The sequence below is a fragment of the Methylobacterium haplocladii genome, from assembly GCF_007992175.1.
GTDB lineage: Bacteria > Pseudomonadota > Alphaproteobacteria > Rhizobiales > Beijerinckiaceae > Methylobacterium > Methylobacterium haplocladii.
In genome coordinates this window covers 43,254-62,170 of sequence record NZ_BJZT01000034.1, presented here as the reverse complement: position 1 = coordinate 62,170, position 18,917 = coordinate 43,254, and the positions used below count along the sequence as shown (strand labels likewise).

The 18,917-nt window shown below is 64.1% G+C and carries 19 protein-coding genes and 2 pseudogenes; 7 read left to right on the top strand and 14 right to left on the bottom strand.

Annotated features, from left to right (window positions below; all coding sequences use genetic code 11):
• The coding region (locus MHA02_RS15705; RefSeq protein ID WP_147080317.1) for a ribbon-helix-helix domain-containing protein at positions 1 to 127 on the bottom strand (127 nt) is incomplete at its 3' end.
• A gap of 963 nt (positions 128 to 1,090) precedes the next feature.
• On the opposite strand from MHA02_RS15705, the gene MHA02_RS15700 reads away from it, so the two are divergent.
• Genes MHA02_RS15700 through MHA02_RS15685 form a run of 4 tightly spaced genes read left to right on the top strand, consistent with a single transcriptional unit; the run spans position 1,091 to position 4,424 of the window.
• Positions 1,091 to 3,094, top strand: coding sequence for an AAA family ATPase (locus MHA02_RS15700; RefSeq protein WP_238180127.1), 2,004 nt, complete (start codon positions 1,091 to 1,093; stop codon positions 3,092 to 3,094).
• Entirely contained in the window at positions 3,094 to 3,288 is a 195-nt protein-coding gene (locus tag MHA02_RS15695) for a hypothetical protein (RefSeq protein ID WP_147080312.1), read from the top strand. Before MHA02_RS15700 ends, MHA02_RS15695 begins: the two co-directional genes overlap by 1 nt.
• Positions 3,281 to 3,679: a DUF6634 family protein gene (locus MHA02_RS15690; RefSeq protein WP_147080311.1), complete on the top strand. Its 399-nt coding sequence runs from the start codon at positions 3,281 to 3,283 to the stop codon at positions 3,677 to 3,679. Before MHA02_RS15695 ends, MHA02_RS15690 begins: the two co-directional genes overlap by 8 nt.
• Before the next feature lie 43 nt (positions 3,680 to 3,722).
• On the top strand, positions 3,723 to 4,424 hold the full coding sequence (locus tag MHA02_RS15685) for an SDR family NAD(P)-dependent oxidoreductase (RefSeq protein WP_147080309.1): 702 nt from the start codon (positions 3,723 to 3,725) through the stop codon (positions 4,422 to 4,424).
• A 246-nt stretch (positions 4,425 to 4,670) separates the two neighbouring features.
• Here MHA02_RS15685 and MHA02_RS15680 read toward each other — a convergent pair whose 3' ends face one another.
• Positions 4,671 to 5,969, bottom strand: coding sequence for an MFS transporter (locus MHA02_RS15680; RefSeq protein WP_147080307.1), 1,299 nt, complete (start codon positions 5,967 to 5,969; stop codon positions 4,671 to 4,673).
• 5 nt (positions 5,970 to 5,974) lie between these two features.
• A complete protein-coding gene (locus tag MHA02_RS15675; protein ID WP_238180126.1) occupies positions 5,975 to 6,442 on the bottom strand; it encodes a MarR family winged helix-turn-helix transcriptional regulator in 468 nt (155 codons plus the stop codon).
• Positions 6,443 to 6,611: 169 nt separating this feature from the next.
• On the opposite strand from MHA02_RS15675, the gene MHA02_RS15670 reads away from it, so the two are divergent.
• Complete coding sequence (locus tag MHA02_RS15670) at positions 6,612 to 7,439, top strand: oxidoreductase (RefSeq protein ID WP_147080303.1); 828 nt, start codon at positions 6,612 to 6,614, stop codon at positions 7,437 to 7,439.
• Between the two features lie 55 nt (positions 7,440 to 7,494).
• Positions 7,495 to 8,496 carry an NADP-dependent oxidoreductase gene (locus tag MHA02_RS15665; protein WP_147080300.1) on the top strand — a complete coding sequence of 334 codons (1,002 nt, stop codon included), beginning with the start codon at positions 7,495 to 7,497 and terminating at the stop codon, positions 8,494 to 8,496.
• Positions 8,497 to 9,095: 599 nt separating this feature from the next.
• Here MHA02_RS15665 and MHA02_RS15660 read toward each other — a convergent pair.
• The 7 genes and pseudogenes from MHA02_RS15660 to MHA02_RS15635 all read right to left on the bottom strand — a co-directional run bounded on the left by MHA02_RS15660 (position 9,096) and on the right by MHA02_RS15635 (position 12,857).
• On the bottom strand, positions 9,096 to 9,302 hold the full coding sequence (locus MHA02_RS15660) for a hypothetical protein (RefSeq protein WP_147080298.1): 207 nt from the start codon (positions 9,300 to 9,302) through the stop codon (positions 9,096 to 9,098).
• A gap of 231 nt (positions 9,303 to 9,533) precedes the next feature.
• Complete coding sequence (locus tag MHA02_RS15655; protein ID WP_147080296.1) at positions 9,534 to 9,803, bottom strand: MDR/zinc-dependent alcohol dehydrogenase-like family protein; 270 nt, start codon at positions 9,801 to 9,803, stop codon at positions 9,534 to 9,536.
• 461 nt (positions 9,804 to 10,264) lie between these two features.
• Positions 10,265 to 10,561: a DUF6894 family protein gene (locus MHA02_RS15650; RefSeq protein WP_147080294.1), complete on the bottom strand. Its 297-nt coding sequence runs from the start codon at positions 10,559 to 10,561 to the stop codon at positions 10,265 to 10,267.
• Between the two features lie 5 nt (positions 10,562 to 10,566).
• Positions 10,567 to 11,058: pseudogene (locus tag MHA02_RS22455) on the bottom strand (IS1 family transposase); the annotation flags it as partial.
• Between the two features lie 153 nt (positions 11,059 to 11,211).
• Positions 11,212 to 11,610 (bottom strand): alcohol dehydrogenase catalytic domain-containing protein, encoded by a 399-nt coding sequence (locus tag MHA02_RS15645; protein WP_210245077.1) that lies wholly within the window; start codon positions 11,608 to 11,610, stop codon positions 11,212 to 11,214.
• A gap of 11 nt (positions 11,611 to 11,621) precedes the next feature.
• A complete protein-coding gene (locus MHA02_RS15640; protein WP_147080292.1) occupies positions 11,622 to 12,239 on the bottom strand; it encodes a cysteine hydrolase family protein in 618 nt (205 codons plus the stop codon).
• A gap of 3 nt (positions 12,240 to 12,242) precedes the next feature.
• Positions 12,243 to 12,857 (bottom strand): cysteine hydrolase family protein, encoded by a 615-nt coding sequence (locus MHA02_RS15635; protein ID WP_147080291.1) that lies wholly within the window; start codon positions 12,855 to 12,857, stop codon positions 12,243 to 12,245.
• 106 nt (positions 12,858 to 12,963) lie between these two features.
• Here MHA02_RS15635 and MHA02_RS15630 point away from each other — a divergent pair, with 106 nt between their 5' ends.
• Complete coding sequence (locus MHA02_RS15630; protein ID WP_170249298.1) at positions 12,964 to 13,527, top strand: TetR/AcrR family transcriptional regulator; 564 nt, start codon at positions 12,964 to 12,966, stop codon at positions 13,525 to 13,527.
• A gap of 521 nt (positions 13,528 to 14,048) precedes the next feature.
• On the opposite strand, the pseudogene MHA02_RS15625 reads toward MHA02_RS15630, so the two are convergent.
• The 4 genes and pseudogenes from MHA02_RS15625 to mblB form a co-directional block, all read right to left on the bottom strand.
• Positions 14,049 to 14,318 (bottom strand): annotated as a pseudogene (locus MHA02_RS15625) (SUV3 domain-containing protein); the annotation flags it as partial.
• 259 nt (positions 14,319 to 14,577) lie between these two features.
• A complete protein-coding gene (locus MHA02_RS15620) occupies positions 14,578 to 15,213 on the bottom strand; it encodes a hypothetical protein (protein WP_147080276.1) in 636 nt (211 codons plus the stop codon).
• 62 nt (positions 15,214 to 15,275) lie between these two features.
• Positions 15,276 to 17,507, bottom strand: a complete 2,232-nt coding sequence (gene cap2-3, locus MHA02_RS15615) for an anti-phage 6A-MBL system cap2_3 protein (RefSeq protein WP_147080273.1) — start codon at positions 17,505 to 17,507, stop codon at positions 15,276 to 15,278.
• Positions 17,508 to 17,510: 3 nt separating this feature from the next.
• On the bottom strand, positions 17,511 to 18,659 hold the full coding sequence (mblB, locus tag MHA02_RS15610) for an anti-phage 6A-MBL system MBL-fold protein (protein ID WP_147080271.1): 1,149 nt from the start codon (positions 18,657 to 18,659) through the stop codon (positions 17,511 to 17,513).
• Positions 18,660 to 18,917: the final 258 nt, after the last annotated feature.

The following is an 18,917-nucleotide window of genomic DNA, read 5'->3' as shown; positions in this document are numbered from 1 at the left end:
TCATCAGACGGAGCGCCGTCCTGACGACCTCGCTGATGCAGGTGTACTCGCCCTTGGCGACTTGGCCCTCGACGTAGGCGATCAACGGTTCGGTCAGGGCGATGTGTCGGGAATGCTTCGCGGCCATCCGGCAGCCCTAGCAGCTCCGCCGTCCGGTGTCGCAGTCGCGACACCCGCATCACTTCGACATACGGGGACACGGTGTCGCGTCGGTGCCCTGACCCGGCCTTGCGGACGTTTCCGGCGTCCCTGAAGAATTTAGGTCGTCTTACGCGTCGCCCACCGTTTTCGCTGAAGGCGGTCTATCGAACAACAACAAGTCATATGACTGCATTCGCAATGTCGCGCCCCCCCTTCTGGATCTGTCAGGACCTAGACTAGTCATAAAGGCGAGGTTGGATCGGATGTAAGACGTCTGCTTACGGACGAAAGGCTAAGGTCTTCTCCCCACCCCGAGCCGAAGTTGCCAGAGGGCTGGCAAACGGCTGCGTTGGAGATACGCTGAGGGCAGCTTAGGCGGCTGGGATGGGTCGGATGCGGAACGTCCGGTTTCGACCGCCCCGCTGAGGCCCGCTCCCCACCCATTACGGACGGTTCGGGCGGGTACCACCCGTCAGATTTTCACCACTAGAACGCCCATCCGCACGACATCCGAGGCAACTGTTCGTCCGCTCAGCGCGCGGTCGGGCAGCAAACCGCAGGCGGCTGGGGCTGGTCGGCTCTCTGTTTTCAGAAGCCTTGCGACGCCGACGTGGGCTGTGGATCGTCGATCGGCAGCCTAGTTTCTGTTCCGGTTATGTTCTAAAAAGCACCATCGCTTACGAGGCAAGCGATCTCCTGAAGCCGACGCCCGCCGAGTGCTTCGACCCCGTCGAGCCAGCCGCGTCGCTCCACCCGTTCCAGCCATTCTGCTGACGGCCGTGCCCAATACCGGCCGGGGAGATCTTCCATGCTCGACTGTCCCTCAACCGCCGAAAAATCTGAAGCCACGCCTGGAATGCCGTGGGAGACGACCGCGCCTGATCAACTTGCCCGCGCCTTCTTGAAGGGCCTCGCCCAGAGGGAGCGCGAGCGTCGGAAGCACGAGGCCATGGGAGGCTCCGTTGCCTTCGTCGACGAGGATGATCCGGTCGAACGGATGATCGCGCAGGACGAGCCCGATAGGAAGACGGAGCACGTGCCGCTGCATCCGGGCCGGGCGCTGACCGCCGTCTTGGTCGCTCGCGCCATCGAAGCGGATCCGGACGTTCTTCGCCGGTTGCGCCGCGAGAATCCGGTCGTGACCATCGCCACCCATATGCCGGAACTGATCGATGCGACGCGCTATGTGGTCGAGAAATGCGCCCTCCCGACGGGCGCTATCGTGAAGGAATTGACCGGCTCGAAGTATCACGACCTCAGGCGCGATCAGGTCGGTCTCGTCGTCCGGGACGGGTCCGGCAGGGAGCATAATCCCGACACCGGCAACGCTGCCATCGGCGCCGCGCTTCACGCGGGCGCCGCCCTCATCGGGATCGCTCCCGATCCGAAGCGTCAACTGCCGAGAGACCTCCTGCGCTCGGCGGAACATCGCCTCGTTCTGCCACCGATCGACCATGGCGCGATCGCCCTTATGGTCGAGGCCGTCACGGGAGGCGTCCCGACACGTCGGCTCGACGACGCGCTTCTTCGGACGCTCGACATCGGCGATCTCCCGGTCGCGCTCCGCAATATGCGTTCCGCCGACGATGGCATCGACGCGATTGCGCGCATCCTGTCGCAGAAGGCCGACTACCTCGAGTCCGGCCCGTCGCTCGAGGAACTGCACGGCTACGGAGCTGCGCAGGACTGGGGCCTCGCTCTCGCTCAGGATCTGAACGACTACCGCGCTGGCCGCATCGATTGGTCCGACATCGACAACCGCGGACTTCTCCTGTCGGGACCGCCCGGCGTGGGCAAGACGAGCTTCGCCCGGGCTCTGGCGAAGAGTGCTCGCGTCCCGCTCGTCGCGACCAGCGTCGCGGAGTGGAACTCCGCCGACTACATGAGCGGCACGCTCCAAGCCATCCGGAACGCCTTCGCCCGAGCGCGGGCGCAGGCGCCCTGCATCCTCTTCATCGACGAGCTCGATGGGATTTCCGACAGAACGCAGATCCGGGGCGAATACGTCCAGTACTGGACGCAGATCGTGAATCTCTTCCTCGAACTGCTCGCTGGTGTCGAGGAGCGTCCCGGGGTCGTGGTGATCGCCGCGACCAACCACCCCGATCGGATCGACGCTGCCGTCAAAAGGGCCGGCCGCCTCGACCGTGAGATCGCGATCGAGAAGCCCGACGTCGCTACGCTCGATCGGATTTTCCGCCATCACCTGGGAGCGGAGACGTTGCCGGGCGTCTCGCTGGCTCCGGTCGCGCTTGCTGCCCGCGGCCGCACGGGCGCCGATGTCGAGGCCTTCGTCCGCCGTGCACGCGGCCGAGCTCGCCGCAGAGGCCGCGAACTCCTCCCGGCCGACCTGATGGCCGAGCTTCGCGACGACGCTCCGCAGCTGTCTGCCGACGATCGTCGCCGGATCGCCATCCACGAGGCAGGCCACACCGTCGCATGCCGGGCGCTCGGCTTCCACGACGCAATCGTCGACGTGTCGTTGAGCGATACAGGCGGCGTTCTCGTCATGGACCAGCAGATCACCGGCTGTTCGACGCTGCCCCAGCTCGAGGCGATGCTTGCGGTGATCCTGGCCGGCCGCGCAGCCGAACGGATCTGTTTCGGCGAGGTCTCGATCGGTGCCGGAGGACCCGGCTACTCGGACCTTCGGAGGGCGACGACGATCGCGCGGGATATCGAAGCGCAGTTCGGTCTCGGTTCTCTGGGTCCGGTGCTCGTCGACGTCTCCGCAACCGACCTGCTCATTCCCAACGGGCTTCTCGAAATGGTGGCGAAGCGATTGCAGGCGGCCGAAGAACGCGCCCGCGCGGTCCTCGACACGCATTGGAAGCAGGTGGAAGCGATCGCGACCGCTCTTCAAGCCGAGGGCTATCTGGCGGGTGCCGAGATCGACCGTCTCATGGGGGCGGCCGCTACGCAGGGCACTCCGAATTCGGAAGGGGCTCGGTGATGTTCGCAATCTCCCCGGAAGGCCCCGAACTCGGCGAATTGCAGCCGCTCGCCGAAGCGATCGACGAACTCTGCGAGATCCTCGGCGGCGAGCGGGAACTCGTCATCGAGGGCTTGGCGGAGATCATCCGGCGTCGCGCCGCTTTCGAGGAAGCACGGCGCCAGATCGAGAAGGGAGGCGGTCGCGATGCCTGAGACCGTCCCCTATCTCGCCTCCAAGATCGGCCCCAAGCTGATCATCGACGATCGCCACCTCCGGCCGGCATTCTTCGACGCAGGCTCTTCTTTAGAGAATGGGCCCCTAGCCGCGGAGCTGCTGGCGATCGCGGAAGGCCGCGAACCCACGCAGCAAAGCCTCGCCAAAGCCCCCCTACTCGAAGACTGGTGGCAATCGACACATCCGCTCTGGGGGTATTTCTTACTGCTCGGAAGGGTGGCGGGGCATCCCGTGCTTGGCTACGGTGCCATTTACACGAGTGCCGTTCGGGCGATCGCCCTCGACCTCTCATGGGCGCGGACGACGTCGCGGTTCTATCGGCTCGGCACTCCGCAGCTCGCAGGATCGCCACCCAGCACCACATGCTAGGCCGAAGACGTGAGGTGCACGTCGACGATCGAACGGTGAAGGCATGACGGACATCCCTTATCGGAGCGCCCTGGTCATCGGAGCAGGGTCCGGCATCAGCGGATCCCTGATCCGCCTTCTCCGTTCGGGCGGTCTGCCTGTCGTGATCGCCGCCCGGAACACCGAGAAGCTCGCGCCACTCGTCGACGAGACGGGGGCAATCGCCCTCAACGTCGATGCAAGCGATGCGGCCGAGGTCGAGCGCCTTTTTATCGAAACCGAAGCTCGGATCGGAGCCCCCGAGGTCGTGATCTACAACGCCAGCGGACGGGTCCGGGGGCCCATAGCGGATCTTGATCCCAAGGAGGTCGAGCGGGCGGTCGGCGTCTCGGCACTCGGCGCCTTCTATTCGGTCCAGCAGGCAGCCAAGCGCATGATCCCGGCCGGCAAAGGAGCAATCCTGTTGACGGGGGCTACCGCCGGCGTGAAGGGCTTCGCCCTGTCGTCGCCGTTCGCCATGGGCAAGTTCGCCCTGCGGGGGCTGGCGCAGAGCGCGGCGCGAGAGCTTGCTCCCAAGGGCATCCACGTCGCCCATGTGTTGGTCGATGGTCGTGTTCGCCCGAAAGGCCATACCGACCCTACGGATCGTCCGGACAGCACGCTCGATCCCGATGCGATCGCCCAAACCTATGTCGATCTGCTCCGCCAGCATCGAAGCGCCTGGTCGTGGGAGATCGAGGTCCGGCCTTGGCTCGAGACCTTCTGACCAGCTCGGCAGCAAGACGGGCGGCCCTCTCGCTTTCGAGCGTCGCAGGTCGCCGGCGGCTCCTTTGCGCCCATTCCGGTTATTAGGGACCGCTACGCGACCGCCCAAAACCGGACGCTCCAAGACCCAGCCGTTTCGGCCGCCATGGGTGGATTTCGGTCCGTCTGCTTCAGGTAGCCAAAGACGAGAACCAGTCATTCAAGCGGACACAGCCTGCCGCCGGATAGACTTAGAAGAGCTGCGTTTTTACAATCCTGGGTATCGTTTCCGGGCAATCTCGGCGAGAAGCGGTCGCTCCCGGATCAGCAGCAGCGCTGCCGCCGCGAAAAGGCAGAGTGCGCCCGCGACGAAGAAGGCCGGCAGGTAGCTCGCGTAGACGGTCCGGCTGAAGCCGGCCCCATAGGCTGCGCTTGCCGCACCGAGCTGATGACCTGCGAAGACCCAGCCGAAGACGAGATTAGCGTTCTCGCCGAACCGGTCGGCCACGAGTTTCACGGTCGGGGGCACTGTGGCGACCCAATCGAGGCCGTAGAAGACCGCGAACAGCGAGAGCCCATAAAAGGTGAACTCTGAGAACGGCAGATAGAGCAGGGAGAGGCCGCGCAGCCCATAGTACCAGAACAGCAGCACGCGGCAGTCGTAGCGGTCCGAGAGCCAGCCCGATCCGACGGTGCCGGCGAAGTCGAACACGCCAATCACCGCGAGCATGCCCGCGGCGGTGACGGCCGCGATGCCGTAATCGCCGCACAGCGAGACGAAATGCGTCTGGACGAGGCCGTTGGTGCTGGCGCCGCAGACGAAGAACGTCCCGAACAGCACCCAGAACGTCAGCGAGGTTGCGGCCGCGCGCAACGCCAGCAGCGGCGACATCAGCATTGCTGTGAACCCCGCCGGAGCCTGCGGCGGGGGGACGTCGGCCGTAGCGCCGTAGGGGCGAAGCCCGAGATCGGACGGGCGGTCGCGCATCAACGCGAGGACCGCGACCGTCGCCGTCGTCAGCATGACGAGGACGAAGGCGAGCGCCGTGCGCCATCCGTAATGGTCGGTGAGCCACGCGAGCAGCGGCAGAAACACCAGTTGCCCCGTCGCCGTGCTGGCCGTGAGCAGGCCGAGCACCAACCCGCGGCGGGCCACGAACCAGCGGGTGGCGACGGTGGCGCCGAGCACCATGGCCGTCAGGCCCGTGCCGAGACCGACGACGAGGCCCCAGAAAAGCATCAGGTGCCATATCTGCGTCATGGCGAAGGAACCGGCAACGCCGCAGGCGATCAGGACGAGCGCGACGCCGGCGACCCGACGGACACCGAAGCGGTTCATGAAAGCCGCCGCGAACGGCCCCATGAGTCCGAAGAGCACGAGCCGTAATGCCAGGGCCGAAGAGATGTCGGCGTTGGCCCAGCCGAACTCGCGTTCGAGCGGTGCGATCAGGACCCCCGGCGCGCCCACGGCACCCGCGGTCACCAGCATCGTCAGGAAGGTCACCGCGGCGACGATCCAGCCATAATGCATCCGGTCTCGTCCGTCAGCGGTCGCGGGGAGACGCATATCGCTCACTCGTCTGGCGCGGCGGCGGGCGGCTCGGAAGGCGGCCGCCTCTCCAGCCCCTGCCGGAAGGCGGCTGCGAACTCCTCGGACGCGACCCGGTCGGCGGTGTCGCGGAGCATCTGCGCCGCGGCGGGCCCGAGAAGGGTTTCCACGCGCCGGTTCGCCGTCGACCAGAGCAGGGCGCCCTCGGCGACGCGCGTCCGGCCGAGCGCGGTCAGGCTGGCGCGCTTGGACCGGCGGTCCTGTGCGTCCGTCCGCAACACGACCAGGCCATCACGCACCAGCGGCCGCAGCGCATGGGTCAAGGCGGAGACACCGACGGCGAGGCGATCCGCCAACGCCAGGAGCGTCGGATCGTCCTCGGTGCCGAGTTCGGCGATGCGCCACATCAGCAGGAGTTGCGTGCCCTTCAGCCCGGTCGGCGCGAACGCCTCGTCGTAGAGGGCGCCGAGCTGGCGCGTGGCACGCCGCATCGCGTTGTTCGTGCACGGGGTGTCTTCGCTGACGGACGCGTCGGAATCGGGCTCGGATACGATCATTCCCTCCAAGATAGTTGAGCACAAAACCATTGCAACGTGGAAAGCCCGGTCTTAGATGGTTGAGCGCTCAACTATCTGAGTGTTGCGAAGGGATACGTTCGCCATGGCCACCACGACAGGCCGCATCCACGACAAGGTCGCCCTGGTCACCGGAGCCTCTTCCGGCATCGGCCAGGCGACGGCATTGGCGTTGCTCAGTGCGGGTTACCGGGTGCTCGGCACCAGCCGGAAGGCGCAGCCCGGCGAGGTCGTCGACGGGATCGAGATGGTGCGGTGCGACGTCACCTCGGAGGAATCCGTCGCCGGCGCGGTCGACCATGTCCTGGGGCGGTTCGGCCGCATCGACCTGCTCGTGAACAATGCCGGCATGGGCATCCACGGCGCGGCCGAGGAATGCTCGATGGCCGCGGTTCACGCGCTCTACGACACCAACGTCTATGGCGTGGTGCGGATGACCAATGCGGTGCTGCCGGTCATGCGGCGGCAGGGCTCCGGCCGCATCGTCAATATCGGCTCGATCCTCGGCGTGATCCCGAGCCCGTTCGGCGCACACTACGCCGCGACGAAGCACGCGCTGGAAGGTTATTCCGAGTCCCTCGACCACGAGGTGCGGCCCCTCGGCATCCGCGTCGTCGTCATCGAGCCGGCCCTGACGAAGTCCGGGTTCGAACTGGGCATGACCCCGGCCGACCGGTCCCTGCCGGCCTACGAGGCCGGTCGCGCCAGCGCGACCCGGTGGCTCTCGGAGGGCATGAAGGTGGCGGACACCGCCGCCTCGGTCGGCGCGACGGTGGTGCGGATCGCCGGGCTGGCCCAGCCGCGCGCCCGCTACACTTCGGGCCGGGCGGCGGGGCGCCTGGCGCTGCTGCGCCGATACGCACCGGCCTCCGCTTTCGACAAGGCCATTCGCAAGGAGATGCGGCTGCCCTGACGGGGCGTCCTCCTTCCCTCGATATTCCATACAGCCCGAGACGCGAGAATCGACCATGAGGGCGTTCACCATTGATCGCTACAAGAGCAAGGACGGGCTGGTCGCACGCGATCTGCCCGTCCCGGAGGTCGGGGACCGTGACGTCCTCGTCGAGATCCATGCCGCGAGCGTGAACCCGCTGGACACGAAACTCGCCGAGGGCGCGTTCAAGGCGTTTCTGCCCTACCGGATGCCGCTCGTGCTCGGACACGACCTGTCGGGCGTCGTCGTCCGCGTCGGATCCGGCGTTCGCCGGTTCAAGGCTGGTGACGCGGTGTTCGGCCGGGCCGCGGATGGCCGGATCGGGACCTTCGCCGAGTTCATCGCGGTCAGCGAGGACGATCTCGCCCTCAAGCCGAGCGCCCTGACGATGACGGAGGCGGCGGCCATCCCCCTCGTCGCCCTGACCGCTTGGCAGATCCTCGTCGAGCGGGCGAAGGTCCGGCCCGGTCAGAAGGTGTTCGTCCAGGCCGGCTCCGGCGGTGTCGGAACGATCGCGATCCAGCTCGCCAAGCATCTCGGCGCCACCGTCGCGACGACGACCGGCCCGGCGAACGTCGATCTGGTGAAGTCCCTGGGAGCCGATGTCGTCGTGGATTACAGGCGGCAGGATTTTTCCAAGGTCCTCGCCGGGTACGACCTCGTGCTCGATACGCAGGGCGGGAAGACGCTTAAGAAGTCGCTGACGGTGCTCAAGCCCGGCGGCCAAGTCATCGGGATCGCCGGGCCGCCCGACCCGCCTTTCGCGGAACAGGCCGGCCTGTCTTGGCCCCTGAAACTCGTTTTCGGCCTTCTCAGCCGCGGCATCCGCAAGAGGGCCGAGCGGGCCGGTGTCCGCTATGCGTTCCTGTTCATGCGGGCCGACGGCGACCAGCTCCGAAAGATCGCGGCGCTCGTCGATGCGGGCGCGATCCGGCCCGTGATCGATCGTGTGTTTCCCTTCGCCGCCACCCGCGAGGCGCTGGACTACGTCGCAACCGGCCGCGCCAAGGGCAAGGTCGTCGTCGCTCTGAAATGATCTAAGATTACGGCTATTTGAAAATATTTATTAAGACGTATTCGATGTATTTACTATTTTTTACGCTTCAAAACAACAAAAACTGTTCGAATTTCGTATTATATCAAATGCAGACTAATTCAAAATTCTTCTGGAGGTTGGAAATTGGAAAATCATAAGCTTGTACTAGAGGCCGTTATTCAGGATTGTGAACGAGCGCGCACCTGTCTTGGGGCGCAATGTAATTATCGCGTCCATATTATTTTCGACATGCTGCTGTCGGAGCTGCGAAAGGAGCTGACTCAGTGTAAAACTAGAGAGAAAGGTAGTGACAGGCCGTAAAAATGCTCAGGAAACCGCATGGGGCGCAGGGCATCTGCATAGTAAGAGATTGAACGGTTACGCCTGCATCGGCGAAGTGTCGACAGGTGATCGCATGGATTACTCATACATCCTCTCGAACGTCCGCTTCAAAGCATGTCGAGAATTCGCTTGAACGACCAAGTCGGGCCGCGAGCCGAAGGGCTGCTCGGGGTGGAAAACTGACCGACTGCTCTTTGGCTTTCCATGCGCCGTAGCAGACATCGGTGGTGTGCTCGTACCACCCACACCGCGACACGTCAGCAGCACAAGTCTGACTTCATGCATGCACGCGTCTCGGAGAGGATCTCGTCCGACAGCGCTGGGTCGTCGACCGCACGCACGAGGATCAGCGCGGCGAGCATGGCCGCATAGGTGCCGATGGCCTCGCGTCGCCGGTTCTTCGTGACCGAGGCGGGAAGGGCGGCCTCGACGCTCCCGATGTTCAAGCGGATACCGGATGTCATGGCGGCTCGGAAGGGCTTCGCGTACGCGCCACCGGACCCGTCAAAACGGAGCAGGTCTTCGACCAGGCCCCGGCCAGGGTCTCCAGCCGTGATGGTGTCGAGACCCCGGCCCGATCCCGCGAGGGTAGCGGCGGGTTCATGTCCTCTCTGCCTGTCGACCACGGGCAAGTCGCCGACCTGAGTCCAGACGCCGTCACACCCCTTTTTCGGAAGGCCGGGCGTTCTTCGCCGTCAGGACGTGACCACGACCTTGCCGATCCTGTCGCGCCCCGCAAGCGCATCCAGGGCGTCCTTCGCCCGGGCGAGGCGAAACGGGACGACCTGCGGCGCGGCCAGAGAACCGGAGGCGACGTCGGCGAACAGGGCCGTCCGGACGATCTGGGCCTCCCGCGGCTTGGATGCCAAGAAGTGCCTGATATCGACGCCCACGAGCGCCGCGCTCTTCAACAGGGGGCGGTTCACCGGTAGGGCGGAGATGGCACCGCCGGCAAAACCGATCACGAGGTGACGACCCTCCTTGGCGAGGGACCGGAACAGGCGGTGGTGTCTCAGCCTGAATTTAGCGATGGCCTGAATTCGTGGTGCCGCCTATCGCTTCGCCGGTCCGCATTGAGGTTTTTGCCGTGAGGTCTCATGCCCGATTCCGTTGCGCCCGATCTGCGCGCTGTTGCTGTCGAATAGACTTGACTATTGCCGCAAGATTTGCCGGATCCACGACGCTTGTGCTATTAAGTCTAATCGCTGGTCGACGACTTTTGGCGCCAGCGGCTGAGAGTAGCGTGTGCTCCCGCCTTGGGACGGAATGGAGCACAAGATGTCGTCCAATGTCCCTCACGACAATCATTTATACGACGCCGAAGCTGTGCGCGATCTCTGCCAGCGGGCCTTGGATGAGCTGAGCCCGCACGGAAATTTCCGTCTTCGCACGCTCCTGGAAATGGCGCTTATCGAGCTTGAACTGACTAGCTCCAAGCCTCCTCGATCTGGCAGGCCAAGCGAACCTTCAACACAATAGCATCGCTTTCATCGCGAACACTGAGGATAAAGGTTTTGTCCCTGGCCTCTTCGGCTTCGGCGTTCATCAGTGCGCTCACGACCTGAAGAGCCTGCCCACGAAGCGCTATCTCGTCCACGTGGTGTCCAATGTCGTCGCGCAGTTCGACGCCGTCGTTTCTGTCGGAGAGATATCGAGACATCCGGGAAAAACCTCCAACTTTGGCTGCAAGCAAAGGCGGCTCACGAGAATCAGCGACGTTCATTTTACTCAAGGTTCTATTGCGGGCAATTCATCGACGAAGCTTTGGAGATACGGCCTGCGCTTGCCCGGCTTTGGCGCGGCGGCTTCAACGAGAGCCGCAACGTCCTCCATGCTCCACAGCTGATCCGATACGCCCGCTGCCATTGCCGGGCTCATCCGATGCTTGTTGTGCAGTTTCACGAAGTTGTACCAGACCGTGTAGAGCGCGACCATGTGCGCGTGGTTCTCGAACCTTTTTGAGAGGCGCGTGAAGCGCTTCTTCTGCATCCGCATCGTGAGGTTCTGACGCTCGATGTAGGACATGGAGACGTGCTTGTCGTCCGGCGCGCCTTCGATCGTGTTCTTGCGGATACCGGTGCACTCGGCCGGGCTGTAGCAGCGCTTGGTGCCCTCGGGAACGGCGCCGAAGATTTTCACGAGTTGCGTATAGTCCACATCGGCACCGAACGCGCTCTCGACGGCTTCGGGGTAGGCGCGATGCCCGTCCGTCGTGAGCTGCGCCAGGGCGAGGGCAAGCTCGCGCTTCACCGGCGTCGAGGCGAGGACCATCACGCGGGCTCCCGCCTGTGCGGCGAGTTGTAACGCCGCGGAGCCTACCCCGCCCGCGGCACCCGCGACCAAGACCGTCTCCCCGGCCTCGATCCGGCCGTGCTAGAAAAGGGCGTGGTGCGCCGTCTGGTAGTCGACCAGCATCGCGGCTGTCCTCGCGAGGGGGAGGTCTGCCGGGCCCGCCTCGACCTCGTCGGCGGCCACGACGGTGAACTCCGAAAGGCCGCCGCCGAGTTGCCAAGTCTCGACGCGGTCACCGACGCCGAGGTGACGGACTCCGGTGCCGACGACCTCCACCACCCCGGCGATCTCGCCGCTAGGGATGTAGGGAAGTGGGAGTTTGATTTGATAGCGGCCCTGGAACATCAGGCCGTCCACGAAGCCAAGCGCGGTCGCCTCGATGCGGATGCGGACCCGATGAGGCGCGGGCACCGGAACAGGCCGTTCGGCCAGCTTGAAGTCCTCGGATGAGCCGAAGGCGTCGCCCTCGAAGCAAGCCATCCTCAAACTGGTCATCCGCCGGTCCGTCGCTTCAGGTCTCCGAGATCGGTGACCAGGTGTGCGTAGCGCGGCATCGTATGGCGGACTTCCAGTTCTAGGGCCGCGGGCGTCGATGCCGCGAGGCAGTCGCTCACCACCGTGATGTGAAGGTCGCGCTGTGCGGCGTCGCGTAGGGAGGAATCGACCGTCAGGTCCGCCAGGGGACCGGCGAGGATCAGGTGTTCCAGGCCACGTGCCTCGATCAAAGCGTCGGTCTCCGGCAGGCCGAATACGCTTAGGGTCTTGCGGGCCGGAAACACGACATCGCTCGGCGACGGTCCGACGGCGGGCGCGATGTCCGACGCATCGGCTTGCCTCGAAAGGGCGCGTTCGATCTGGCGATGCGCGGGGGTTTGGAGAGGCGCGCCGGCATCCGCCGCAATCGGCGCATGGATCACCAGGAACCCCCTCGACCGCGCCAACCGCGCGAGTTCGGCCAGGGACCCGGAGAGAGGCTGCCCCGAGCCGACGAACGCGCGTTGCACGTCGATGAGGACGACGGCCGTCTTGTCGGCCGGGTAGTGGTGATAGGCACGCAGGCCCCTGCGGACGTACCAGCCGGTGGCGGCGTTCAATAAGCTGTTGAGCATCCGTCAGGACCTTAGGGTTTCGAGCAGGCTCGACGCATCGGTCACGGCGTGCCCGATGCGGGGATAGTTCTCGCGGATCGCGAGGTCGTGTTCGACGGGTGAGAACGCGGCGACGGCATCGGTAACTAGGGTGACGTGATACCCGAGGTCCACGGCGCTGCGCGCGGTCGCCTCGATGCATGAGTTCGTGATCATGCCGATGATGACGAGGTGGGTGATCCCGCGGCCCTGCAGCTGGGCGTGCAGGTCGGTACCCGCGAAACCGCTCGAACAGCAATGCTCGCTCGATATGATGTCGCCGTCCGCCGGAGCGAGCTCTGGGAGGAACTCGCCACCGAACTTACCCGCCGCGAAGATGTGGGACTTCTCCTGCATGAACTGGGTCGGATGGAGGTACTTGCGTCCCTTGAGGCCGTTCGGTCGCCAGCGGTGGTGCGGCGCGTACGCGACGGTCATCCGGAGGCGTCGCGCCGCCTCAAGGATGGACCGTGCCTTGCCGATCATCCCGTTCGCCAGGGCCACGTCCCTGGTCATCATCCAGGCCTGCCCCCGACGGGCCAGGAAATCGTTATAGGGGTCCACCAGCAGGATGGCGGTCGTCGTTGGATCATGGGCCATGCGTCGGTCTCGATGTCACCGTGATCGGCGCCGTGCGGCCGATAGCGGTTGATCGACCTCTAAGCTTCAATTAGAGTTCGGTCAACCGCTAATCGAGGGATTGCCAGTGGCGCGTTCGAGCAAGGAACAGGTGGCTTCGAACCGGCAGCGGATCGTCGCGGCGGCGAGCGAGCTGTTCCGCACCTGCGGCTATGATGCCGTGGGCATCGCCGACGTGATGAAGGCCGCGGGGATGACCCAGGGGGGGTTCTACAAGCACTTCGCCACCAAGGAGGCGTTGGCCTGCGAGGCTTGGAGTGCCGGTTTCGCGGCCGTTGAGGCTGCGTGGGCGGGACCGGGCGGCGAAGGAGCGGAAGACGACGGGCCGTCAATCTCGGCAATAGTCGAATACTACCTGGGGGTTCAGCCGCCGGAACATCGTTGTCCGATGCAGGGCCATGGTGAGGACGCGGCCCGGAGCCATGAAGGGGGACCGTTGCGTGCGATCTATGCAGACGGCGCCGGTTCGCTCTACCAGGCCTTCATGGCAAAGGCCGGTAAGACCATGGGTGAGGACCGAGCGAAGCTGCTGTTCGCGGCAATGGTCGGGGCGAACATGCTCGGACGGGCATCCGGCGAGGAAGATTGGACCCAGGACCTCAAGCAGGCGGTCAGGGATGCCGCCAAGTAATCCGATCACCTGAATTCTCGCACCACCGCAGGGTTGGATGCCTCGCCGGTGACAAACGGATCGTGGGCGACCTGCAGGACCGGAAGGAGAGCGTGGCCGCCTCTGTGGAGAGGCGCCCTGGGGCTTTCATTCACGGGTGACCGGCCGGCGGCGAAGGCTTGGCAGGGACCCGGCGGTAGCGGATGAGCGCCTGCCCGAACAGCGACGCCCGAGGGTCGACCCGTTGAACAGGTACATCTTTCGCTTGGGTCTTGCCCATCCCATCGTTTTGGGGGACGCAAACGCTTGCTGGACGGCGATATTTCGCTTCGCCATGAGGGAGCGGCGGCAGTACGTCCGCTTCCAGTGCGTATGCATTCACCTGTGTTCGGCTACATTGGGTCGAACACGGTCGTAGGGCGATGGTCTGCTTCCCTCCCTTTCCCGAAATCGGCCGGTCACCCCGGCCAGATCCGATGGTCCGCATCATGCCGAGCGGGGCTCCTCGCTTCCGATGGGAGGTGCCGGGCGCGTTCACCGAATCAGATCGTTGTGAGAGGTCCGACCCGCGCGGCGACCTCGTGCGACGCCGTTTCTCGAAGTTGCGCCTCGATCGCCGCGTTCGCACGGTTGCGAAGCAGCTTCGTTGCCTCGACCTCGTCGAAGGTGTCGGGGAAGCGCCGGCCCAGCCAGAGATAGGCGGCGGCGAGTTTGACGGTGCGCTCGAGGTAGTCGAGTTCGCCGTCGACGCTGGCCCGCAAAGAGGGGACGGCAGTCCCCGCGGCTCGGGCCTGTATCCAGCGCTCGAGTACCGCCTTCGAAGCCGCACCCGTAGCGACAGCGACGTCGTGCGATAGTCCTCGGTCACCTCCCGGCCGGCCCTCATCGGAGCGAGGGTGACGTCGGGCCCGTCGAGCTCCGAACGCAGCTTTCCATCGGAATGGCGAAGGCTCGCAGCGAAGGAACCAGGACTCCCGTACCGGAGCTCGCCGACCCCCGGGCGACGATTCTCGACTACGGCAAGGCTCACTCGGCCGATGATGTTCGGAATAACCACGCTCGTTTCAGGTTTCATCGTCCCGTTGCTGTCTTGAGCGCCAAGACGTTCGTCACCAGACGCACACCGGCGTTTGCTGCGGCAATACGCGCGATCAGATATTGAAGGATCAGCACACCCAGGTACTGCGCCACCACAATTTTACTCTCTATCAAATAAAAAGCAGCAGATCCGAAAATAAAAACAAATAAAAAGCTCAGACTCGCGTAGTCACGCAACAGAAGAAATATTCTGTTTGAATCAAGAATCATTACGTCGCTACGGACGACTTTGTAGATTTTGTACCAAGCTGCATTCTGATCTGTAGGTGCAATTGGAAATTTTCCTCTATGCGCCTTAAGAAGCCGCCCTTGATCGATACGACTATCGCGGCCGACGTATTTACTGAAAGCACGATGCCCGGGCAGAGCGTCGTTCCATCTCCAGTAGACGATCGTCGCCTTCAACTCTGCAGTCGGAAGAGTGTTGAGGACCGTAGCCACCACGCCTGCTAGTCCAATCGGCAGAAGGTTGGGGATCTGTTTGAACAACGCCGGCAGCCCGTCGAGACGCATCTCGTTGGCCTGCTGGACAACGTAGAAGAAGATCGCGTTCGCGACCACGATGAGCCACAAACGCCAGTTGTTTTGATCTTTCAGCGATTTTGCCATCTAGCGCCTCGGATCGCCCGCCGGATCGACACGGTTCGGTCGGGCTTGATGGAAAAGCCAACTCAGATTCGGTCTTCGAAGGTTTCGGCAGTCAAACAAGTGTAACCTTCAGGAAGTGCGATTAACAGCAAAACTGGGAAATACTGGCGCATAGACAAACGAATAGCTGTATCGGCATCGAGCATTGATGGCCCGCTCTCTACGAGATGATTGTGCCAAGTACCCAACACGTATAGCGATCGACCGGAATCCTTCAGCAGTTTCCGGATCGACGCTTTCAATCCGATCGTTCCCAATGTGAACTTCTCCGCCGAGAAGACGCTGTCCGGCGGAGCCGGCATGATGTCGACGACCTGAAACGTGTTGCCGATCTGCGAATAGCGCCCGACGATGACGCCGCCTGTCTCGACTCCGGGCTTCGACGCGATCTCGGCGCGTATCAACCGATCGACCCGGGGACTGATCCGGACCTGATGTCCGCACGATCCGTCGACAACCATCCGGCGTTCGATCTCCTCGCGTCGCCAGCTCTGCGATAAGCCATCCCGGGCCAGCTTCCCGACAACGACCTGGCCACTTTCCTCCTGCTCCGTCTTCAACCATTCCGCGACCACGCTGCCGAGCCCCGCCGAAAGGGTGCTCAACCGATCGTCCGGCATTGCGAAGGTCACGGAGCTGCATCCCTGGCCTATCTCGACGGCTTCGGCCTTGGCGCTGAAGACGGGCCCACTGAGTTCGGCGTCCTCTGCGATCATGCGATACGCCTCGGCTGCGAGATCGCTTGCGTTGGGATTTCCATCGGCACCTTCAATCGAGGCGTAGGCGGCCACACCCGCGCCGAGCAGATGCGCCTCAGCGATGCGCGGACGCATTTCCCAATCCAAGAACGAGAGATGCTCCCGCAGCAACGTCGAGGCGGTGGTGTTGAGGAGCAACCGCCCGCCCGCGATCCTGGAGCGGCCCTCTGGCGTCTCGGTCAGGGAAATCAGGTCTTCCGTTTCGGCCGTCGCGGGCTGGGTCAGTCGGCCCAACGCCACCGCGAGCGCCTCGGCCTTGGACTCTAGGACCCGACCGGTGTCGACTTCGTCGGGCAGCAAAGCGTGCCGCGCGAAATTGTGGGGAGAGAGGAGACTGCGATCCGCCACGATCCGGGGACCGAGGCCCCGCCGCGCGGCATGCAACGCGATCTTGGATCCAACGCTCCCGCAGCCTAGGAGTGCCCAGTCCGGCCGTTCGAAGTCCACCTTGTCACCCGAAGCGCGCCGCAGCAGGGCGATCGATATCGTCTCCCGGATTGCGCAGAGACGAACGCGACCGCGGCCGTTCAGCAGATCCTCGTTAGGCTCCAGATCGATCACGTATGAGCAGAGTTCGATATCCGATCCGACCCCGACGACGGAGAAAGGCCTCCTCACAAGGAAGACGATCGCCAGCGGCGCCGGCGTCAACGTCCTCTGCGCTAGGCAAAGGCCGATGTGGTCGAGCTTCCCCTCAAGCTCCTGCCGGCACCCATAGAGTTCGGCCCGATCCCGCAGGTCGGCGACGGTCGATACCGTCTCGGGAACCGGCTGGTCGATGACTCTAGGGGCATCATCGACGTCGGCGGCCGCCACGACGAGCATCATGCCCTGGCCCTGCCAGAGATCATCCCTCACGTACTGTTTCGTGCAGGCCGCCTTCTCGACGGCCACCTGCTCTCCGGCCACGACCGCGAGTCGGACGTACTGGGCACCCTCTGGCCTCTTGAGCTGCAGGAAGCGCGTGCGCAGAACAAAGCCGCCTCCCGCCGAGCAGGCTAACCCTCGCAAGGCCGCTCCGTCGGCGATCATCTCGTCGTCGATGTTGTTGCGGCGGACCGGTTCCCAACCATGCTCGACGCTGTTGAGCTCCAGCACCGCGGCCTTGTCGAGCCAGTCCACCAGTTGGTCGACGTATCCCTCGAAACCCCTGCTCTGGATCAGCTCGGACGGAAGGCCCTGGACGATGCAGGGCATTGGCGGGAGATCCGCGGGCGTCGGGAGAAGGTGAGGATGGCTCCGGTCGAAATCCGGGCGGAGCAAGGCTCTTGGCGAAACAGTGGGGAAATTTACCGGGAAGAGGACGGTTACTGTTTCCAGAGCGCGCACGCCGCTGGGACTGATCCCGTTCGTGCGCCACGCAGCCGGCAGTTCAGTGACGATGTCGAGTTCGGCTTCCATCGAGCCGGCTTCGTCGAGAGCGACGATCCTGACATCTCGGACGGAAGGATGGGCGCGGGCGATTCTGACTGCCCGCAGCGTGGCGATGGGCATCATGGCTCAACCGTGCCCGAGCGCCTCGGTGCCGACGCCTGTTCCGAGAGCACCACCGGCTACTGTCGCCCAGCGGCTGGGCTTCGGTCCGTAGTAGGTCACCTGCATCTCGAGCGGCTTGTCGTCCGGTTCGTCCGCGACGCACCGTAACGCTCCGCACCCGGGCTTGAGGATCGCAAGATACTCCCGCTTCGCCCGAATGCAGGGAGGATCGTTCTCGTTGTCCTTGATCTCGCAGCTGCTCGAGAGGATGTGCGCTCCAGGCGCGGCTTGGCCAAGTGCGTCGCGGGCCTTCTGGGAAACCCGCGCCCTTTCCCGTTTCTCCGACCAGCTGTCCCACGAGAGGCTATGCCAGCTGCAATGGTGGGGAGCGAGAAGCACCTCGTACGCCAGCTGCTCGGGCTCGTATCGATCCCAGATCTTCTCCCAGATCGCGACCTCGGCGTCGCCGCCTAGAAGGTAGCGGGCGGCTTCGGCATTGCCGCCAGCGGAGAGCGACATCCGCATGATCACGCTGGAGTTGTTTTTCGAGAGAACGTCCGCCTCGTCGTCCGAGGACGCGAGCAACGGCGCGAGCAGCAGGTTCTTGAACGAGCTGTCTGTGACACCGCAGATCCGCGAGAACGTCGATCCAGCGGCTACGAGGATCTGGGTGAGGTGGTCGGTTTTCCCCCCGATGTCTTCGCCAAGGATCAGGATGCGGTCGCCGTCGACGGCGTAGCCCTGCGCTTTGAAGAGATTGGCGCGTCGCCTCGCCTCCGTCCGCCAAGCGAGGGCGTCCTCGCAAAGCGGGGTTCTAGGCTCCTTGCGCTCGGCGCGCCGGAACACGATTGGCGAGGACCACATCTCCCGGATAACGATCTTGTCGTCGTCCGAACTCCACTGACTCAGCGGCCCGAGGTGGAAGTGCCGGCGCAGACCCGCGCAATGATCCTGATCAGGATGAGTCAACAGGAAAGCATCGACGTAGAGGCGGTCGCTTCCGTCGCGCTCCAGCATGTCCCGCAGCTGCGTTCCGACATCGGGGGCATCATCGTCCGGATCGTCCGCGCATTGCGTGATTTTGCAGTCGATGAGGATCCGGCGACCGCTCTCCAATGTGACGAGGGTCATATCGCCGTTGCCGACCTGAAAATGCGTCGTCGTGACCTTCATGGGGCATCTCCGAGGAAACCAACTCCGGCAGCGACTGCCGACGGCGCCAAACTCGAGGCAAGCTTAGCCGTACTTGTTTTGTTCTGGGTGGCATTGGAGGACGCCGATCCGGCGTCCTCCTGCGTCCAACTCGGCTGCGATTCCTGGTGACATCTTGTCAGGGAAGATGCCCTGATTTGAGTTACCATTTGTGCGGACGACCCAACCTCAGATCATCTTCAGCAAATTATACCTCTCAAATAGAGGCCGCTCTGAAGT

Bases quoted from the DNA above. Each gene is read 5' to 3' on its own strand.
- MHA02_RS15640 (WP_147080292.1), bottom strand. From the start codon at position 12,239: ATGCTCAACAGCTTATTGAACGCCGCCACCGGCTGGTACGTCCGCAGG.
- MHA02_RS15645 (WP_210245077.1), bottom strand. From the start codon at position 11,610: ATGGCTTGCTTCGAGGGCGACGCCTTCGGCTCATCCGAGGACTTCAAG.
- MHA02_RS15665 (WP_147080300.1), top strand. From the start codon at position 7,495: ATGAGGGCGTTCACCATTGATCGCTACAAGAGCAAGGACGGGCTGGTC.
- mblB (WP_147080271.1), bottom strand. From the start codon at position 18,659: ATGAAGGTCACGACGACGCATTTTCAGGTCGGCAACGGCGATATGACC.
- MHA02_RS15685 (WP_147080309.1), top strand. From the start codon at position 3,723: ATGACGGACATCCCTTATCGGAGCGCCCTGGTCATCGGAGCAGGGTCC.
- MHA02_RS15620 (WP_147080276.1), bottom strand. From the start codon at position 15,213: ATGGCAAAATCGCTGAAAGATCAAAACAACTGGCGTTTGTGGCTCATC.
- MHA02_RS15695 (WP_147080312.1), top strand. From the start codon at position 3,094: ATGTTCGCAATCTCCCCGGAAGGCCCCGAACTCGGCGAATTGCAGCCG.
- MHA02_RS15650 (WP_147080294.1), bottom strand. From the start codon at position 10,561: ATGAACGTCGCTGATTCTCGTGAGCCGCCTTTGCTTGCAGCCAAAGTT.
- MHA02_RS15675 (WP_238180126.1), bottom strand. From the start codon at position 6,442: ATGCGGCGTGCCACGCGCCAGCTCGGCGCCCTCTACGACGAGGCGTTC.
- MHA02_RS15680 (WP_147080307.1), bottom strand. From the start codon at position 5,969: ATGCGTCTCCCCGCGACCGCTGACGGACGAGACCGGATGCATTATGGC.
- MHA02_RS15700 (WP_238180127.1), top strand. From the start codon at position 1,091: ATGGGAGGCTCCGTTGCCTTCGTCGACGAGGATGATCCGGTCGAACGG.
- MHA02_RS15670 (WP_147080303.1), top strand. From the start codon at position 6,612: ATGGCCACCACGACAGGCCGCATCCACGACAAGGTCGCCCTGGTCACC.
- MHA02_RS15635 (WP_147080291.1), bottom strand. From the start codon at position 12,857: ATGGCCCATGATCCAACGACGACCGCCATCCTGCTGGTGGACCCCTAT.
- cap2-3 (WP_147080273.1), bottom strand. From the start codon at position 17,507: ATGATGCCCATCGCCACGCTGCGGGCAGTCAGAATCGCCCGCGCCCAT.
- MHA02_RS15660 (WP_147080298.1), bottom strand. From the start codon at position 9,302: ATGACATCCGGTATCCGCTTGAACATCGGGAGCGTCGAGGCCGCCCTT.
- MHA02_RS15690 (WP_147080311.1), top strand. From the start codon at position 3,281: ATGCCTGAGACCGTCCCCTATCTCGCCTCCAAGATCGGCCCCAAGCTG.